This is a genomic window from Kitasatospora sp. NPDC087315 (genome assembly GCF_044744345.1).
In the GTDB taxonomy this organism is placed as follows: Bacteria; Actinomycetota; Actinomycetes; order Streptomycetales; family Streptomycetaceae; genus Kitasatospora.
In genome coordinates this window covers 59,696-77,374 of sequence record NZ_JBIUYD010000007.1, presented here as the reverse complement: position 1 = coordinate 77,374, position 17,679 = coordinate 59,696, and the positions used below count along the sequence as shown (strand labels likewise).

15 protein-coding genes and 1 pseudogene are annotated in these 17,679 nt (G+C 73.4%); 3 read left to right on the top strand and 13 right to left on the bottom strand.

Annotated features, from left to right (window positions below):
• Window positions 1-372: 372 nt before the first annotated feature.
• The 5 genes from ACIO5D_RS12065 to bldG form a co-directional block, all read right to left on the bottom strand.
• Complete coding sequence (locus ACIO5D_RS12065; RefSeq protein ID WP_400794907.1) at window positions 373-834, bottom strand: DUF3592 domain-containing protein; 462 nt, start codon at window positions 832-834, stop codon at window positions 373-375.
• 176 nt (window positions 835-1,010) lie between these two features.
• Window positions 1,011-2,543: a methyltransferase gene (locus ACIO5D_RS12060; protein ID WP_363604111.1), complete on the bottom strand. Its 1,533-nt coding sequence runs from the start codon at window positions 2,541-2,543 to the stop codon at window positions 1,011-1,013.
• A 180-nt stretch (window positions 2,544-2,723) separates the two neighbouring features.
• Window positions 2,724-3,461 (bottom strand): small secreted protein, encoded by a 738-nt coding sequence (locus ACIO5D_RS12055; protein ID WP_400794905.1) that lies wholly within the window; start codon window positions 3,459-3,461, stop codon window positions 2,724-2,726.
• 436 nt (window positions 3,462-3,897) lie between these two features.
• The gene (locus ACIO5D_RS12050) at window positions 3,898-4,317 is read right to left on the bottom strand and encodes an ATP-binding protein (RefSeq protein ID WP_363604108.1); all 420 of its coding nucleotides are present in this window, start codon (window positions 4,315-4,317) and stop codon (window positions 3,898-3,900) included.
• A 158-nt stretch (window positions 4,318-4,475) separates the two neighbouring features.
• The gene (gene bldG, locus ACIO5D_RS12045; RefSeq protein WP_148644090.1) at window positions 4,476-4,817 is read right to left on the bottom strand and encodes an anti-sigma factor antagonist BldG; all 342 of its coding nucleotides are present in this window, start codon (window positions 4,815-4,817) and stop codon (window positions 4,476-4,478) included.
• A gap of 222 nt (window positions 4,818-5,039) precedes the next feature.
• Between bldG and ACIO5D_RS12040 the strand changes: the two genes are divergently transcribed.
• The gene (locus ACIO5D_RS12040) at window positions 5,040-7,460 is read left to right on the top strand and encodes a DEAD/DEAH box helicase (RefSeq protein WP_400653454.1); all 2,421 of its coding nucleotides are present in this window, start codon (window positions 5,040-5,042) and stop codon (window positions 7,458-7,460) included.
• Window positions 7,461-7,601: 141 nt separating this feature from the next.
• Here ACIO5D_RS12040 and ACIO5D_RS12035 read toward each other — a convergent pair.
• From ACIO5D_RS12035 to ssd, 7 genes and pseudogenes are all read right to left on the bottom strand, one after another.
• Window positions 7,602-7,985 (bottom strand): annotated as a pseudogene (locus tag ACIO5D_RS12035) (Rv3654c family TadE-like protein); the annotation flags it as partial.
• Entirely contained in the window at window positions 7,973-8,473 is a 501-nt protein-coding gene (locus tag ACIO5D_RS12030) for a TadE family type IV pilus minor pilin (protein ID WP_400794903.1), read from the bottom strand. The gene ACIO5D_RS12030 and the pseudogene ACIO5D_RS12035, both read right to left, overlap by 13 nt.
• Complete coding sequence (locus ACIO5D_RS12025) at window positions 8,463-8,675, bottom strand: DUF4244 domain-containing protein (protein WP_363604203.1); 213 nt, start codon at window positions 8,673-8,675, stop codon at window positions 8,463-8,465. Before ACIO5D_RS12025 ends, ACIO5D_RS12030 begins: the two co-directional genes overlap by 11 nt.
• 160 nt (window positions 8,676-8,835) lie before the next feature.
• Window positions 8,836-9,396: a type II secretion system F family protein gene (locus ACIO5D_RS12020; protein ID WP_400760708.1), complete on the bottom strand. Its 561-nt coding sequence runs from the start codon at window positions 9,394-9,396 to the stop codon at window positions 8,836-8,838.
• A gap of 281 nt (window positions 9,397-9,677) precedes the next feature.
• The gene (locus tag ACIO5D_RS12015; protein ID WP_400794901.1) at window positions 9,678-10,418 is read right to left on the bottom strand and encodes a type II secretion system F family protein; all 741 of its coding nucleotides are present in this window, start codon (window positions 10,416-10,418) and stop codon (window positions 9,678-9,680) included.
• A gap of 499 nt (window positions 10,419-10,917) precedes the next feature.
• A complete protein-coding gene (locus ACIO5D_RS12010; protein ID WP_400795076.1) occupies window positions 10,918-12,087 on the bottom strand; it encodes a TadA family conjugal transfer-associated ATPase in 1,170 nt (389 codons plus the stop codon).
• A 173-nt stretch (window positions 12,088-12,260) separates the two neighbouring features.
• Window positions 12,261-13,385: a septum site-determining protein Ssd gene (ssd, locus tag ACIO5D_RS12005; protein WP_363604102.1), complete on the bottom strand. Its 1,125-nt coding sequence runs from the start codon at window positions 13,383-13,385 to the stop codon at window positions 12,261-12,263.
• A 691-nt stretch (window positions 13,386-14,076) separates the two neighbouring features.
• On the opposite strand from ssd, the gene ACIO5D_RS12000 reads away from it, so the two are divergent.
• Window positions 14,077-14,976: an HAD family hydrolase gene (locus ACIO5D_RS12000; RefSeq protein WP_400653444.1), complete on the top strand. Its 900-nt coding sequence runs from the start codon at window positions 14,077-14,079 to the stop codon at window positions 14,974-14,976.
• Between the two features lie 429 nt (window positions 14,977-15,405).
• Here ACIO5D_RS12000 and ACIO5D_RS11995 read toward each other — a convergent pair whose 3' ends face one another.
• The gene (locus ACIO5D_RS11995) at window positions 15,406-16,299 is read right to left on the bottom strand and encodes an oxidoreductase (protein ID WP_363604099.1); all 894 of its coding nucleotides are present in this window, start codon (window positions 16,297-16,299) and stop codon (window positions 15,406-15,408) included.
• Window positions 16,300-16,525: 226 nt separating this feature from the next.
• On the opposite strand from ACIO5D_RS11995, the gene ACIO5D_RS11990 reads away from it, so the two are divergent.
• Window positions 16,526-17,518 (top strand): ATP-binding protein, encoded by a 993-nt coding sequence (locus ACIO5D_RS11990; RefSeq protein ID WP_363604098.1) that lies wholly within the window; start codon window positions 16,526-16,528, stop codon window positions 17,516-17,518.
• The last annotated feature ends 161 nt before the right edge of the window (window positions 17,519-17,679 follow it).

Genomic DNA, 17,679 nt, shown 5'->3' with positions numbered 1-17,679 from the left:
ACCCCTCCACCGTCCCGGGGCTGCCGCTGTACGACGACCCCACCAGCGGAGTGTGACCGTACCCCGGCCACCCTTGTCAAACGGACGGATCCCGCTTTTTCACCGGCTAGGCCGACCGACGCCACTCGAACGGTAACCCGATGATGGAGGATCGCGCCCCGTGGAGGGGGGCTTCGGCGGGTTCCGAAGGATGGAATGACGGATTTCAAAATCTGTCAACAAATAATCGGTGGGCCGCCCGTCACCCGGGACGGCCGGTGCGACGGCCGTCCACCGGCCCGTGACGGATCGTACGACGGCCGCCCACCGGACCGCGCCGGCCCCCTGCGACGGACGCCCACCGGACGGGCCGGACCGTACGACGGATGCCTGTCAGACCGTGCCAGCGACAGCCAGCAGGCAGGCACCGGCGGCCAGGCTGCCGACGCCGAGCGAGCTCCAGAGCAGGTCCGTCAGCGCGACACGGCCCGTCTCGGCCGCCGCCAGCACCACCCGGGACGGGCGGCGCGGATCGTACGAGATCCGCACCGCGGTGCCGGGCGAGAAGCGGACCGGGCGGCGCAGCGGGGTGTGGCCGCGCGGCCGGGTGAGCACCGCCTCGGCGCACCGGCCCGCCCCGGGGCCGCCGACCGATGCCATCGCGGAGAAGGAGAGCAGCGGCGCGCTGTCGAGCTCGCCGTGTGCGTGGGCCTCGACGACCACGGTGGCGACCGCGGGCACGCCCCGGCGGCGCACGAGGTGGCGAAGGCGCACTTCGGCGGCGCACCAGAGAAGCAGGGCGCTGCCGAAGAGGGCGAGCACGATGCCGCCCACCGTCGCCGTCGTCGTCTCCAACCCCGCGCCCCCAGCTCTGTCCACAGCCTGTGGACAGAGCCTCACAGTCGGGGGCCAACGGGAGGCAGCCGCTCGGCGGCCGACGGACGAACCAGGGGGTACGGCGAGGTGAACCGGCCCCCGGCCCGAGCGGCCGGCCCGGGCCGGGGACCGCGGGACTCGTCAGTCCACGCTCGTCAGTCCACGGGCCGGATGAACCCCTGCTCGGTGAGCAGCCGCAGCGACTCCGGTACGCGGTCCCGCAGCACCACCCGGTCCTCTCCGAGCAACTGCGCGATGGCGTCGACGATCTCGCCGGCCGACAGCGTCCCGTCGCAGACCCCGACGAAGCCGGCGCCCACCGTGTCCACCTTGGTGGCGCGCCGCATGCCCCGGTTGTGCCGCAGGATCACGTGCTCCGGGTCCTCCGCCCCGGGCGCGCCGACCTGCTCCTGGACGACCTCGTCGGCCAGCACGTAGTGGGCCGCGAGCAGCCCCGCGTCGTCGTGCGTCCGCAGGTAGTCCTGCCGGTCGAACCACTCCTCGATGTGCGGACCGAGCGGCTGCTCGACCGGGTGCGGCCACTCCTCCACCCGGACGGTCGGCCGGTCGGCGCCGCCCGCGCGCAGCGTGATCCAGCCGAAGCCGATGCCCTCGACCCGGCCCGCCTCGAAGGCGTCCAGCCACTCCCCGTACCGGGCCTGGTAGTCGCCGCCGGGGCCGCGGTGGTCGCCGCCGTCGCGCAGCCACAACTCGGCGTACTGGGCGACGTCCTGGACCTCCCGCTGGACGATCCAGGCGTCCAGGCCGGTGCCCGCGACCCAGCCGGCCAGCCGGTCGTGCCAGTCCTCGCCCTTGACGTGCTGCCAGTTGGCGAGCAGCTGGCAGTAGCCGCCGGGCTCCAGATGGGCGGCGGCGGTGCGGACCAGGCTGCGGCACAGGTCGTCGCCGGCCATCCCGCCGTCCCGGTAGGTGAAGCGGCCGGCGGGCGAGATCACGAACGGCGGGTTGGAGACGATCAGGTCGAACTTCCGCTCCCCGACCGGCTCGAAGAGGCTGCCTACGGCGGTCTCGGTGTTGTCGAAACCGGAGAGCGCGAGGGTCAGTTCGGTGAACCGCAGGGCGCGGGGGTTGAGGTCGGTGGCGGTGACCCGCTGGGCGTGCCGGGCGGCGTGCAGCGCCTGCACGCCGGAGCCCGAACCGAGGTCCAGGGCGGCCCGGACCGGCCGGCGCACGGCGAGGTTGGCCAGCGTGGTGGACGCGCCGCCCACCCCGAGCACCAGATCCTTGCGGGCCACTCCCTGCGCGGTCTCACCGGAGCCGATCCCGCCCGCGCCGCCGACCGCGCAGCCCAGGTCGGAGACCACCCAGGCGTCCGAACTCGGCAGGCCGGCGACCTCATTGGCGTACGGACGGATGTCCACGGTGGCTCGCACCAGGTCGCCGTCCGGACGCAGCCAGCCGTCGGCCAGGCAGTCCTCGACGGGCAGGGCGGCAGCGGCCGCCCGGTACGGGACGGGCTGCTGCAACAGGAAAAGCCGCACCAGCGTCTCCAGCGGGCTGCCGCCGCGGGTGGCGCGCAGCGCCGGGACCGCCTCGCTGCGGGCCAGCGCCGCGTACCCGGTGGGCCCGAGCAGGCCGAGGCAGCCGTCGGCGGTGTACGAGGCGGCGAGCAGTGCCTCGCGCAGCTTGGCGAGGCGGGTCTGGTCGAGAACGGGGCTACTGATCACCCCGCCATTGTCTCCCGACCCGCCGCCGCCGACCGCTCGCCGGGCCACGCCCGAACGGGCCCGCCTGGGCAGGCCTCAACGGATCTCCATGGGTCTCAGTGAGTCTCAGTGAGTCTCAACGGGTCTCCGCAGTCAGCGGCCCCGGCGGCCCCGGCGAGTCTCGACAGGTCCCCAGCGGCCTCAGCTCGCCGAGGGGGCGGGTGCGGGCGGGGTCGACGCCGCACCCGTGTCCGTCCCGGTGGGGCTCGTGGCCGGGCTCGTGCCGTCCGTGGCGCCGGGGGCGGGCGTTCCGCCGGCGCCGTCGGTGGCCGGGGCACCGCTCGCCGGGGCGTCAGTGGCCGGGGCGCCGCTCGCCCCGGTGGTCGGGGCCGCACCGGCCGCGCCCGGCTTGCAGCCCTCCTGCTTGGCCATCGCGGCACCGAGCTCGCCGCGCTGCAGCTTGGCCTGCGCCTGGGTGGACAGCGAGGCCAGCTGCTGCACCTGGTCAGCGACGCTGCGCAACCCGTCCGCGAACTTCGCCTGGTCCGTATTGGGCAGCGCGTCCACCTTCTTCTGGACGTCCAGGTAGCCGTCCGCCGCCTTGTTGAGCTCCGCGACGGTGTCCTTCTGGAGGTTCGCCCCGTCGTCCACCTTGGGCGCTCCGGCCGAGTTGATGGCCGCGGCGATGTCCTGGTTGGTCTTGGCCAGGCGGCCTATGTCCGTCGAGAGCCGCTTCTGCAGGTCGCCCGGGGCCTCGCCGGTCTTCACCTGGCCGGTGTCCGCGAGTGCCGTCTGCGCCTGGGCGATCGGGTCCTTGGCCGCGCCGCAGACGTTCGCCGCCCAGGACTCCAGCTGCTTGCTGTTGTCGTCGCCGCAGCCGACGGCGCCGAACGCGAGCAGCGCACCGAGCGCGGGTACGGCCAGCAGTCGCTTGTTCACCGGAGAAGCCCTTTCGGTTTCGGTCGTCGAACTGCGAACCTACACGGCCACCGCACCGCCCCCGGTTCCCGCCCGTATTCGGCCACCCGCTCCGCGCCGGGCGCCGGTTCGGGCCCGCCCACCCCGGATTCGGACCGCCTGCCCAGTCGTCTGCCCCGCCCACAGCCCCCGGGCACCGGTACGGACGGCAGCGCGAGACCGTCCCGGTCCGGCCAGAACGCCGAGCAATGGCGTCAGCGCCGGGGAGGCGGTCGAGAGCAGGCACCGGCTCAGAGCAAGGCAAGGCACGACAGCGAGCCGTGAACAGATACCCGGGACCAGCGCTCGGCCGGCCGGTACCCGGCAGGTCGGCGTTCGGCGGGTCATTGCTTCGCGGGTCAGTGCTTCGCAGGCCGGTGCTTGGCGGGCCGGGACCCAACGAGCCGACGCCGCTGGATCAGACCGTCACCGCGTCGACCGAAACCGGCCAACTCATCCGGATCAGGCCGCCACCGGCTCCGCTGGTGACCTCCAGGTCCTCGACCAGGCCGGTGATGACGGCGAGGCCCAGGGTGTCCTCGTCCGGGTCCGCGCCCTCGGTCGCACCCGGAGGCGGGACGGTAGCGGGACCGGCTTCGTCCTCGACCTCGATGAGGAAACGCTTCTCCTGGTCGGTGAGCGCCACCCGGACCGCGCCGGTGATGCCACCGCGCTGGTGCAGGCCGACGGCACGGGAACACGCCTCACCCACGGCGAGCCGCACCTCGTCGAGCACCGACTCGTCGACGCCGGCACGTCTGGCGACTGCCGCGGCGACCAGCCGGGCCGTACGCACGTGCTCGGGAAGCGCGCTGAATCGAAGTTCGACGGTTGCCATCTCTCCCCCTCGGGGTACTCCGACCGGGGCCGACCATGCGGCCCGTACGGGCCGGTCTCCACCGGCCCCGGGGCGACCGGAGGCGACCGGGGCACAGGGCCCCGGGCACCCCGGACGCGTGAATCGGGCGGGCCGGCCGCTGGGCCGGCCCGGCCGCGTCAGTCGGTCGAGTTGACCGCGTCGTCCACCGAGGTGTGGATCGGGAAGACCTTGGTCAGGCCGGTGATACGGAAGATCTTCAGGATGCGCTCCTGGTTGCACACCAGGCGCAGCGAGCCCTCGTGAGCGCGCACTCGCTTGAGACCGCCCACCAGCACGCCCAGACCGGTCGAGTCGAGGAAGTCCACGCCCTCCATGTCGACGACGAGGTGGTAGTTGCCGTCGTTGACGAGCTCGACCAGCTGCTCGCGCAGCTTCGGGGCGGTGTACACATCGATCTCGCCGCCAACCTCGACGACCGTGCGGTCGCCGACTGTACGGGTCGACAGGGACAGGTCCACGGAACCTCCAGCACCTTGCCTTGCTACGTCATTGCGATCCTCGGCCGGACGGCCGTCACCGCATGGTCACGAACGCCGGACACACCCAGCCAACGCGTGGCGAGCCTCAGCGCTGCGACCCCCGGCCGTACGGCCGTCACGGCCACATTCAACCACCTGCGACCATGCCCGCACGATGGCTTACGACGATTCTGCGTCACGCCGGTGACACACTGGGTCCTCATGCCGCCCCGACACAGCCTGCCCGAGGCACTGCTCACGACCCTGTCCACCACCAGGGGGCGGTCCGACCGACTCACCCATACGGAGCACCTTCCCGCCCGACCCGCCCGTTATTCGCCGTGGCCCGACTCGATCCGGCCCGAGATCGTGGCCTCCGCCCTGGCTCTGGGCGTGGAGCAGCCCTGGGCTCATCAGGCAGAAGCGATGAATCTGGCCAAATCCGGCCATACTGTGGTGATCGCCACAGGCACCGCTTCGGGCAAGTCGCTCGGCTACCTGGCCCCGGTGCTCAGCGACCTGCTGGACGGCACCGAGGCCCGCAACGGGCGCGGTGCCACCGCCCTGTACCTGGCCCCCACCAAGGCGCTCGCCGCCGACCAGCGCCGCCGGGCCGCCGAGCTCGCCCCGCCCCGGGTCCGGCCCGCCCTCTACGACGGCGACACACCGCCCGAGGAACGCGAGTGGGTGCGCCAGTACGCCTCGTACGTGCTCACCAACCCGGACATGCTGCACCGCGGCATCCTGCCCGCCCATCCGCGCTGGGCCTCCTTCCTCAAGGCGTTGCGGTACGTGGTCGTCGACGAGTGCCACAGCTACCGGGGCGTGTTCGGCTCGCACGTCGCCCAAGTGCTGCGGCGGCTGCGCCGGATCTGCGCCCGGTACGGTTCCACGCCCACGTTCCTGCTCGCCTCGGCCACCACCGCGGACCCGGCCGCCACCGCCCGACGGCTCACCGGACTGCCCGCCGAGGCGGTCACCGAGGACGGTTCTCCGCGCGGCCCGGCGGTCTTCGGGCTCTGGGAGCCGCCGCTCACCGAGAACGTCGGCGAGCACGGCGCGCCCGTCCGGCGGACGGCCACGGCCGAGGCCGCCCACCTGTTGACCGACCTGGTCGAGAACCAGACCCGCACCGTCGTGTTCGTCCGTTCCCGCCGGGCCGCCGAACTCGTCGCGCTCCAGGCCCAGGACCGGCTCGGGCGCCCGCTCGCCGACCGGGTGGCCGCCTACCGAGGCGGCTACCTCGCCGACGAACGCCGGGCCCTCGAACGCGATCTGCACACCGGGCGACTGCTCGGACTCGCCTCCACCTCCGCTCTCGAACTCGGCGTCGACATCTCCGGTCTGGACGCCGTCCTGATGGCCGGCTACCCCGGTACCCGGGCCTCGCTCTGGCAACAGGCCGGACGGGCCGGGCGCGAGGCTCAGGGCGCGCTCGCCGTCCTGATCGCCCGTGACGACCCGCTGGACACCTATCTGGTGCACCACCCCGAGGCGCTGTTCGCCACACCTGTCGAGGCCACCGTGCTCGACCCCGACAATCCGCACGTCCTGGCCCCGCATCTGTGTGCCGCGGCCGCCGAACTTCCGCTCACCGATGCCGACCTGGACCTCTTCGGCCCCTCCGCCGCCCCGCTGCTGCCCGTCCTGGAACGGCGCGGGCTACTGCGCCGGCGCAGCGACGGCTCCTGGTACTGGACCCGCCGTGAACGCGCCGCCGACGCCGTCGACCTGCGTGGCAGCGGGGGCAACCCGGTGCAGATCGTCGAGTCCCCGACCGGCCGTCTGCTCGGCACCGTGGACGCCTCCGCCGCCCACACCACCGTCCACACCGGAGCCGTCCACCTCCACCAGGGGCGCAGCTACCTCGTCCGGGAGCTCGACCTGGAAAGCTCGGTCGCTCTGGTCGAACCGGCCGACCCGCCCTACACGACGGCCGCCCGCGACATCACCTCCGTCTCCGTGCTCTCCACCGACACCTCGGTCGAGTGGGGCGAGGGCCGGCTCAGTTTCGGTTCGGTGGAGGTGGTCAACCAGGTGGTCGGCTATCTCCGCAAGCGGATCTCGACCGGGGAGATCATGGGCGAGACCAAGCTCGACCTGCCGCCCCGCACACTGCGCACCCGCGCGGTCTGGTGGTCCGTCACCGAGGACCAGCTGCTCGACGCGGACATCCCGCTCGACCAGCTCCCCGGTGCCGCCCACGCCGCCGAGCACGCCTCGATCGGCCTACTGCCGCTGTTCGCCACCTGCGACCGCTGGGACATCGGCGGCGTCTCGGTGCCGCTGCACCCCGACACCCAGTTGCCCACCGTGTTCGTCTACGACGGCCACCCCGGCGGGGCCGGCTTCGCCGAACGCGGTTTCCAGCGGGCCGTGCAGTGGCTGACGGCCACCCGGGAGGCGATCGCGGCCTGCGAGTGCGAGCGGGGGTGCCCGTCCTGCGTGCAGTCGCCCAAATGCGGCAACGGGAACGACCCGCTGGACAAGGCTGCCGCCATCCGGCTGCTGGACGTGCTGCTCGCCGGAGCCCCGACGACGGACCAGGACGCCGGCACCGGGAGAGCCGGGGCCGGCAGCAGGACGCACGACGGGGAGGGCGAGAAGGACGGCGGGGACGGACGCCGGGAAGCCAGCCGGTAGGCCCGGTCCGGCGCCAGGGGCTCGTGAGTCACCCGCCTTCGCGTCGAGGCTCTCCTCCGCCAGACCGGTCACCGCCCGGACCGGTCCGGCGCGGGCCCGGGCACGCGCCGGACCGACCGGCAGATGCACAGGCACTCCCCGGACCGGCACCTCTGCCACCACCTCAACGGCGTCCGCCTCCCGGTCCACCGCGCAGAACACCACCGTGGCCCCCTGAGCGGCGGCGATCCCGGCCGCTCGGCCGCATCCGCCGTCCTGGTCCAGGAGCAGCCGGTCGGCCGCCGCGAGGGCAGCCAGATCGGCGGCGGCCTCCGCCCGGTGCCGGGCCCCGACCACCGCGCCGACCGAGAGGATCGCGGAGAACACCGCGCAGCCGAGCACCGCGAACGCGACCAGCCAGACCGTCGCGGAGCCTGTGTCCGGCCCGCGACCTGCCGCCGCCGCCCGGGCGGCACAGGTGGTACGGGCCCTGCGGGCGCACGCACCGCGGCGCACTGTTGCCGCGACGCGGCTCAGGACGGCCATGACCCGGCACCTCCGCCGCCCACCAGGGTGTCCTCCCGCGCCGCCACAGCGGTGGCGCTCAGCCGGACGGAGAGCACGGCGGCGAGCCTCCCAGGGCCCGCGCACGGCGCGTCCACGGTGACCCGCACCGTGTCGGTCTCCACGCCGACCTGCACCGCCGCCCCGGGTGGGGCGGCCGAGCGGGCGATCGCGGCAGCATCCGGCTCGCCGCGCGCGGCCGCCCTGGCCCCGACACGAGCCGCGTCCACGCAGCGGATCTGGGCGGCCGCCGCGAGTACACCCCAGATCAGCATCGCGGCAAGCAGTACCAGTGCCGGCAGCGCCACCGCGGTCTCCGCCGTGGCGAAGCCCGCGTCGCCACGACCGCGTTGCCGACGAGCCCGCCCAGTCCGGGGACGGGGACGGGGACGGGGTTGGTGCCAGGTTCGGGTTCGGGTTCGGGAACGGCGGGGGAGCGGCCAGGCCACCGATAGTCCGTCAGGTCGCATGAAGCGCCCGGTCCAGGAGCTCGGTCAGCGCGCCGATGACGGCCGAACTGGTCACCACCTTGTACAGGCCGGCGGCGAAAGCACACGCCCCGAGCGTGCCGACCGCGTACTCGGCCGTGGTCATTCCAGCGTCCGATCCGGCCCTGGCGCGAACCGCCCGACGGATCTGTCCGGTCGCCCAGCGGCCTCTACGACGGCACATCCCCAGCAGGTCCCGATGCGCGCGTCCGACAGCGGGCCCGGGAACGATCACTACAGCCATGAATCTCTCCTTGATGATGATGGATTGGCACGAAACCGCGCTTCAGAACGAACAGCCTCGACCAACAACTCGAATATAAATAAGCATTCTTGAGGTCTCGTCACATCGACTGCGCAAAGCGCGCGGTGAGCCCGATAACCACCGGAACAACGCTGATCAGTACGAACGCCGGCAGGAAGCAGAGCCCGAGCGGCGCCGTGGCGAGTACTCCGGCGCGGCGGACACGGACGTGCGCCGCTCGCGCGGCCGCTTTCCGGTGGCCGTGCGCGAGCCCGACGAGCGGCTCGGCCACCGGCGCCCCGCTGAGGCTCGTCCGGGCCAGGCAGCGGGCCAGTGGCGCCAGCGCCGGGCGTTCCTCGCCCAGCCTGCTCCAACAAGTCTCCGGCGGTGCGCCCAGGGCCAGTTCGGCCGCGATCGCGCCCAACCGGGGCCCCATCGGGGCACCCACACTCCGGCCGACAGCCGCGACCGCCACAGCCGGCGAAGCAGCCGATCCGAGACAAGCCGCCAGCAGCTCGGCCGTCAGTGGAAGTTGCCGGGTGAGCCGCTCCTCCTCCAGTACGGACCGCCGCTCCACCGGGGACCGCGCCCGAGGCAGCCACCGGTTCAGCCCGAAGGCCAGCAGGACGCCCGCCACCAGGCCGACGCCACCGCCGACCATCAGGGCCGCACCGAGTGCCGTGCAGCTCACCACCGCCAGGTGCTGTGCACGGCCGGCGGCATCGGGACTTCGCGCCGTCGCCCCGGCCCGGCGGCCCGGGCGGCTCCCGGCGAGTCGCCCGGCCTGTCCGCTACGCGGCCGGGCCCGAGGTCGAGGCCGCCCCCGGGGCCGGAACCACACCGCCGCCCTCCGTCGGCCCCGGTGCCGAGCCACCCGCCACCACAGGAGCGATGCTCCCACCGCCATGGCCGACCCCCAGCCGGCCCATTCGGCTTCCCTGGTCACCCCGACATCACCTCCGCCCGGAACGATCCGCTGGGCCGGCCGGGACGGGCTCGCGTCCGCGAGATCCCACACCGCCATCCACCGCCGTCCCGCCGCTCGTCGGGCCCGGGCCTCGCCGCGACCCGGCGACCGTTCTGGGGAGCCTCCAGAGCGCCCTGTGAGGCACTCCGGACGATGCGCGACGTCCACGCCAGGCCCAGCCATTCCAGCACCGCGCCTACGGCCAGGCAGGCGAGCCCGGCGGGGGTGTGGAGCAGAACGTCCACCGGCCGGGCCCCGAGCGCCACGCCGAGCAGCAATCCGGCCGCAGGCAGGACAGCCAGAACCGCGATCGTCGTCCGCGGCCCGGCCAGCTCGCCGGCGATCTCCTCGGCCAGCGCGCGCTCGCCGCGCAGCGCCTCGGCGACCCGGTCCAGCCCGGTGGCCAGGCCCGAACCGCTGTCGGAGGCGACCCGCCAGCAGGCGGCGATCGCGGTCGCCCCACTCCCGCCCGGCAGCTCGGCGAGCAGTTGGAACGCCGAGGGCACGTCCCCTCCGTATCGGCCGGCCGCCAGCCGCGCCACGGGCTCCTCGCCGATCCGGCGCAGCATCTCGCGATCGGCGGCGATGCGCGCGGTGACCACGTGCAGCGCCTGCTCCGGTGTCGCCCCGCTCCGCAACTCCCCCGCCAGCCCGGCGCAGAGCTCCACCACCGCCCCGGCCCGCTGCCGGGCCTGCGCCTCCGTGCCGCGCCGCAACCGCCATCGTCGAAGCGGGAGGACAGCCAACGCGGCGGCGAGCGATGGCACGGGCGACGCCGTCGCCTGCCCGGCCGCCAACCCTCCTGGCAGAAGAAGCAGTTCTGGTGTCAGCCAGGCCCATCGGCGAAGCGCCGGCACCCCTGATCCGGGGGCGGCCGAACGTCGGCGAGCCACCATACGACCGCCGCCGTCGCCCCCATCTCCTCCCCCTCCTCCGCCAGGATCGCCGGCCAGCAGAAGCCCGTGCCGCCGGACGCCCGCCACCTGTCGCTGCAATGAGCGCCAGCCCGCCAGCGCCACCACACAGAGCACCAACGTCCAGCACAAGGCAATCTGATGAATCGTCATGTCAAATCCCTCTTTCTTCCGGGTCGGCCATTCCTGCCCCGTACCCCGAGCAGCGTCAGGGCGCCGGCCACACATCCGCACAGCAGCAGGACGAACGCCACCTCCGCCGGCCGGACGCTCGCACCCGCCAGCGCCGCCGCCTCCGCCGTCACGGCGGACCGTCCGTGAGCGTCACCCCGCGCGTCGCGAGCAGCCGGGCGAGCCGCTCCCAGCCCGCCCCGGGCACCGTGGCTCCGTCCGCCGTGAACGTCACCGCCGGGGTGGTGACGGCCAGACCTTCGCGGTCGCCGGCCAGTGTGTGGATCTCGGCAACCCTCCGCCGGCCGGTTCCCGGGTCCCTCACCAGGTGCACCACCAGGTCGAGTGCGGCCCGGAGTTGGCTGTGCAGCGACGGCCGGTCGAGCCCCGCGAGCGACCCGAGCGCCTCCAGCCGGACCGGGACGTCCGCCGCCGTGTTCGCGTGGACGGTCCCGCAACCGCCCTCGTGCCCGGTGTTCAACGCAGCCAGCAGATCCGAGACCTCAGCCCCTCGGACCTCACCGATGACCAGCCGGTCGGGGCGCATCCGCAGCGCCTGGCGGACGAGATCCCGCAGGGTGAGTTCGCCGAGCCCCTCCTGATTGGGCGGCCGGCTCTGCAGACGGACCACATGCGGATGAGCCGGTTGCAGCTCGGCGGAATCCTCGGCGACGACGATCCGCTCGGTCGGTTCGGCCAGGCCGAGCAGTGCCGCCAGCAGGGTGGTCTTGCCCGTCCCGGTGCCGCCGCTGACCAGCAGGGACAGCCGCGCCCGCAGGATCCCGGCCAGGAGTTGGGCACCGCCCGCCGGCAGTGCCCCACCGGCCACCAACTCGTCGAGCGTGAACGGACGGGGCCGGCAGACCCGCAGGGAGATGTGGGTGCAACCGGCCGCGATCGGCGGCAGCACCGCGTGCAGCCTGGTGCCGTCCGGCAGTCGGGCGTCCACCCAGGGCCGGGCGTCGTCGAGCCGCCGCCCGGCCGCGGTGGCGAGCCGGTGGGCCAGCCGCCGTACCGCGTCCGCGTCGACGAAGCGGACCCCGGTGGCCCGCCGTAGGCCGCTACCCCGGTCGACCCACACCTCGTCCGGGCCGTTGACCAGAACATCCGTGACACCGGGCGCCGACAGCAGCCGGTCCAGCGGGCCCGCACCCACCAGCTCGGCCCGCAGCGAGCGCACGGTGTCCAGGACTTCGCCGCCACCGAGCGGGGGCCGGGTGGCCCGCAGTGCGGCCGCGACGGACCCGGCCGTCGGAGCGGCCCCCGACTCGGCCAAGCGCAAGCGCACGGCGTCCACCAGCGCCGCCGTCCGTTCCTCCCTGGCCGTCCGCCCATAGGGGTGCGGCTCCGGCCGCGATTCCGGCTCCGGCGGCCGGGCGTCCGCCGCCACGCTCCTGAGCGGCCGGTGCTCGCGCACATAGCCCCGGCGGCTTTCAGCGCTGCCCACGACGCGGTTTCCACGCAGACGGACCATCAGTACACCCCTCCTCCGGCCACCGGCACCGGCGGCAGCACCTCGTCCAGAAAGGTCTCGCAGAACCGCGCGAGCGGACCGTTCTCACGGATCCCGGGCGGCACACCCTTCTCGACATCGGCGGCCAGCCCGGGCTCCGGATCCAGCTCTCCCGCGAGTTCGAGCCGAAGCCCCCGGGCGATCCGGCGGGCCGGGAGGCCGAAGGGCCGCAGCGGGCGCACCACCACCCGTACGTCGCCGAGCCGCATGCGGGCCGCTGCCGCGACCCGGTCGGCGGCCGCCACCGCGCGCAGTTCGGCCGGCACCACCAGCAGTGCCAGGTCGGACTGTTCCAGCGCCTGCCCGGCCGCCGGATCGAGGTGGCGCGGTACGTCGATCACCACGAGGCCGCCGCGTCGGCGGGCGGCGGCCAGCACACTGCGCATGGCCTCGGGCGGCACGGTCAGGGTGTCGCCACGGTCCCAGGACAGGCAGGACAGGGCCGTCAGCCGCTTCAGGACCGGCAACGCCTTGGCCAGCTCGGCACCGCTGACCCGGCCCCGCGAACCGGCCAGGTCGGGCCAGCGCAGACCACCGGCCGCCTCCCCGCCGAGCAGGATGTCGAGCCCGCCGCCGAGCGGATCACCGTCGATGAGTATGGTCCGGCGGCCGGTCCGCGCGGCCGTGGCCGCGAGCGCGCAGGCCAGGGTGGAGGCACCGGCACCGCCCCGGCCTCCGAGGACCGAGAGGGTGAGCGCCGGTGTCCCGACGCCTTCGGCCGCGTCCGCGATCCGGTCGAGCAGCCAGGCCTCGGCGTCGGGCAGGAACAACACGTGCTCGGCGCCGAGTTGGACGGCCCTGACCCACACCTCGGGGTCGTCCAGGTCCAGTCCGAGCAACAGCACCCCGTTGCGGCGGGGCAACCCGGCACACCGGTCGGCCTGGTCGTCCCCGACCAGCACGAGTGACGAGCCCTCCCAGAGCCCGCGCGGCGGCGAGGCTCCCCGGATCAGCTGGGGTTCGGTGCCGGCGGCCGCGCAGAGCCGCAGCAGGTGCTCTGCCAGGCCCTCGTCCTCGGTGACGACGAGCGGGCCGGTGGCCTCGGGGCCGTCGGCGGCGGTGTGGTCGGCGGTGGGTGTCGACATGGCGCTCTCCCCTGTGCGGCGCCCGTCCGCACGGAGCGGTCCGGGCGCACATCCGGATGGTCCCGGCAGGCGGTTGCCCGGCCCGCCCCGCAGGACGAGCCCGGCAACCGCTGCCGACCACCACGGTGGAGCGCGATCGGGGTTGCGTCAGCCCGGTTCCGAATCCCTGTGGACAACTCGGGGCTGTGGATAACTACGTTCACCCGGGCGGGGGGCTATTGAGCAAAGAATTGACGAAACGGGCTCACCGAGAAGAACCGGCACGCGGCTCACACGATCCCCGGCCGACGTCGGCCGACCTCACTTCGGGACGTCTGCGAGGCCTATTCGGCGCGCCGCCGGGCCATCGACAACTGAGAGTAATCAGCAACGCAGAGTGACGAAATCAAATCCCTGGACGCCCGCCCCGACACCCCTTGTACGTGCCGCCCGGACCATCGGCGGCATCCTCGGAGCGAGGCTTTCAAACCCTGAAAATGGCCCCGGACGTGCGACGACCCCCGCCGGGGGGGAGAGCGGGGGTCGTCTATCCACAGCCCGACTCGGGGGGGAGGAGCCGGACCGGGTTAGCACGGTCGCGAACGATCCGTGACTTCCATGGTGTACCCGAGCGGCCAGAAACACAAACCCGCGCGCTCACGAGTACACCGAATGGCGGGGTGTTTTGCGGTGCCCTCTATCCTCGGTTCCCGTGGACACCACCGAGAACGCCGACGAGTACGCCGACGAGTCCCCGAACGGCACCACCAGGACCGGTGGGGCCTCCTCACCCGCCCATCCGCGGACGGGCGGCCCGCGCACGGCGGCCTTCTTCGACCTGGACAAGACCATCATCGCCAAGTCGAGCGCGCTGGCTTTCAGCCGGCCTTTCTACCAGGGCGGTCTGATCAACCGTCGGGCCGTACTCCGCAGCGCGTACGCCCAGTTCGTCTTCCTGGTCGGCGGAGCGGATCACGACCAGATGGAGAAGATGCGCGAGTACCTCTCCGCGCTCACCCGGGGCTGGAACGTCCAGCAGGTCCGCGAGATCGTCGCCGAGACCCTGCACAACCTGATCGATCCGATCATCTACGACGAGGCCGCCTCCCTGATCGAGCAGCACCATGCGGCCGGCCGCGACGTGGTGATCGTCAGCAGTTCCGGTTCCGAGGTGGTCGAGCCGATCGGCGCCCTGCTCGGCGCGGACCACGTGATCGCCACCCGGCTGAAGATCGAGGACGGTTGCTACACCGGCGAGATCGAGTACTACGCCTACGCCGAGAACAAGGCGGCGGCCATCCGGGAGTTGGCCGAGGTCGAGGGCTACGACCTCGCCGCGTGCTACGCCTACAGCGACTCGTCCACCGACCTGCCGCTGCTGGAGGCGGTGGGTCACCCGTCGGCGGTCAACCCGGACCGCGCCCTGCGCAAGGAGGCGGTGGCCCGCGAGTGGCCGGTACTGGTCTTCGACCGCCCGGTGGAACTGCGGCGGCGGCTCCCGGAGTTCTCGGCACCGAGCGGCTCCGTCCTGACGGCCGTGGCCGTCGGCACGGCCGTGCTGACCGCCGGGGTGATCTGGTACGCGGCCAGGCGTCGGCGGCCGGCGGCCTGACCTCTCTCCGGGCCTGACGCCCGCCGCTCCAGGACGGCAGGGCCGACCCGCCTAGGACAAAACGGTCAAAAGGCGAAGACTTCCCATTTCGGGTTCCCCTTTCGCCCAAAACGCGATACAAATGAAGCACGGCCCGCGAGACCCGGTCAGGACCTAAGAGGTCAAACCGACAACGCAGTTCAGGCCACACGGACCGCGCGTACGGATAACTGAGCACCCACATGCAGCCGACCCGCTGTCGGGCCGCCGCACCAGACGAACGGGCAGGATCCCCGTCTGATGGGCACTTCCGGTGCATGCATGGTCACCCGGCATCTGTACCAGCGGCGGCACCCGGCAGGATCGAGTGCCGCCGCATCTTCCGCCTCTCCTCGGACCCGGGCCTCACGGCCCGGGTCCGTCGCGTCGGGCCCTCGCGCCGGACCCGGCTCAGACCATGCCGCGCTGCATCGCCTCGCAGACCGCCGTACTCTCCCGCACGCCCAGGCGCAGCGCCCGGCCGCAGTGGCCGATCCAGTCCGCCAGCCCCTCCGGGGTGCCCGCCAGATAGCCGGCCAGCGACCGCCGGTAGGCGTCCGTGCCCAGTTCCGCCAGGCCGACCTCGACCGGACAGATCGCCTTCGGGTCGAGCCCCTCGGCGATCAGTACGATCCGCTGCGCGGCGCGCGCGATCACGCCGTTGTGGGAGGCGAACGGCCGCAGCGCCAACAGCTCCCCGTGCACCACCGAGGCCACTACCAAGGCCGGCGTCCCCACCCCCTGCCCCTCCCCGCGGGCGATCAGCAGCCGGGAGAGCTGGTCGAGCCGGGCGGCCACCTCGTCGGCCCCGGGGGCTGGAGACAGTTCGGCCACCGGCCCGCCGGTCGCGGCCTCGACCTCGACGCTCTCCACCGGCTTGAGCTCCAACGGGAACAGCGCCTCGGCGGTCTCCCCGGACTGTCGCGGCCGCCCGGCCGACGCGTCGGCGTCGCCGACCGCCAGCAGGTGCAGCCGGGCCAGCACCTGAAGCGGCGAGTGCCGCCAGGCGCTCAGCAGCTGACCGGCCTCGGCGGCGATCCGCAGGGCCGCGCCGACCGTCCGGGCATCGGGGTCCGCGCCGAAGTCGCTGCGCCTGCGAACCTCCTCCAGCGGCCAGTCCGCCCCGGCCAGTGCCGCCGAGGCACGGGCGCCGCGCAGCGCCGACTCGGAGGTGACCTCGGCCGCGCGGCGGCGCATCACCCGGTGACCGTAGAGGCGGTCGACGGCCTTGCGCACCTCGGCCACCGCGTCGGGCACTCCGGGGAGCTGGGCCAGCGGGGCGAGGGGATCTGTTCCAGTGCTCACCTACCCGAGAGTAATGAACGGAGGGCATTTCCCGGAACAGCAACCCCATATCACCCGTTCGAGGCAATCCTCACTTCCCTTCGACGAGGAACCCGAAACCCTGGATAGCATGGCCACTATCGGAGACGATAACGGTTTCCAGGTTTGGGGACCGTCGACCTCGGCGCACGAGGCCGCGAGCAAAGAGGCCCGGAGCGAGGGCCCAGAGCGAGAGCCGGAGTCCCAGATGAAGATCGCCTTCGTCGGCAAGGGCGGCAGCGGCAAGACCACGCTGTCCTCACTGTTCATCCGCCACCTGGCCGCCACCGGCCGCCCGGTCCTCGCCGTCGACGCCGACATCAACCAGCACCTCGGCCCCGCACTCGGACTGACTGACGCCCAGGCCGCAGAGCTGCCCTCGCTCGGCGCACGCCTGCCGGAGATCAAGGAGTATCTGCGCGGCAGCAACCCCCTGATCGGCTCCGCCGCAGAGATGATCAAGACCACGCCGCCAGGCCGGGGTTCGCGACTGCTCCGGATCGTCGAGGAGAACCCGGTGTACACGGCCTGCGCCCGCCCGGTCATGCTCGACGAGGGATCCGTGCGACTGCTGGCGACGGGCGCCTTCACCGAGGAGGATCTCGGGGTGGCCTGCTACCACTCCAAGGTCGGCGCGGTCGAACTGCTGCTCAACCACCTGGTGGACGGCCGGGACGAGTATGTGGTCACCGACATGACGGCGGGCTCCGACTCCTTCGCCTCCGGCCTGTTCACCCGCTTCGACCTCACCTTCCTGGTGGCCGAACCGACTCGCAAGGGCGTCTCCGTCTACCGCCAGTACAAGGACTACGCCCGCGACTTCGGCGTCGAGCTGCACGTGGTCGGCAACAAGGTGCAGGGTCCGGGCGATCTGGATTTCCTGCGCCGCGAGGTCGGCGACGACCTGCTGGCCACCTTCGGGCAGTCCGACTGGGTGCGCCGCCTGGAGCAGGGCGCCGAACCCCCACTGCGGGTTCTGGAGCCGGCCAACCGCGCCGTCCTGGAGCGGCTGCGGGTCGAGGTCGACGCCGCCTACGACCGCCGGGACGCCCGCCGCTACACCGAGCAGGCCGTCCTCTTCCACCTCCGCAACGCCGAGAGCTGGGCCAACGCCAAGGTCGGCCTCGACCTCGCGAGCCAGGTCGACGGCGAGTTCGTACTCGGCGGCGAGCAGAGCACAGCGGCCGGCGCACGCGCCTGACCGGCGGCCACAGGGCACATCCGACACCGAACGGGCCGCCGGGGCGCCCCCCCCCCCCGGGGGGCCCGCCCCCCCCCGCCCCCCCCCCGCCCCCCCCCGGCCCGCCGGGGGGGGGGGCCCACCCCCCAGGGGGTGAGGGGGGGGGGGGGGCCCCCGCCCCC

Coding starts and splice junctions, on each gene's coding strand:
- ACIO5D_RS12050 (WP_363604108.1), bottom strand. CDS start 4,317: ATGGCAACCGTCGAACTTCGATTCAGCGCGCTTCCCGAGCACGTGCGT.
- ACIO5D_RS12040 (WP_400653454.1), top strand. CDS start 5,040: ATGCCGCCCCGACACAGCCTGCCCGAGGCACTGCTCACGACCCTGTCC.
- ACIO5D_RS12030 (WP_400794903.1), bottom strand. CDS start 8,473: ATGCGACCTGACGGACTATCGGTGGCCTGGCCGCTCCCCCGCCGTTCC.
- ACIO5D_RS12025 (WP_363604203.1), bottom strand. CDS start 8,675: ATGTGCCGTCGTAGAGGCCGCTGGGCGACCGGACAGATCCGTCGGGCG.
- ACIO5D_RS12020 (WP_400760708.1), bottom strand. CDS start 9,396: ATGGTCGGCGGTGGCGTCGGCCTGGTGGCGGGCGTCCTGCTGGCCTTC.
- ssd (WP_363604102.1), bottom strand. CDS start 13,385: ATGTCGACACCCACCGCCGACCACACCGCCGCCGACGGCCCCGAGGCC.
- ACIO5D_RS11990 (WP_363604098.1), top strand. CDS start 16,526: ATGAAGATCGCCTTCGTCGGCAAGGGCGGCAGCGGCAAGACCACGCTG.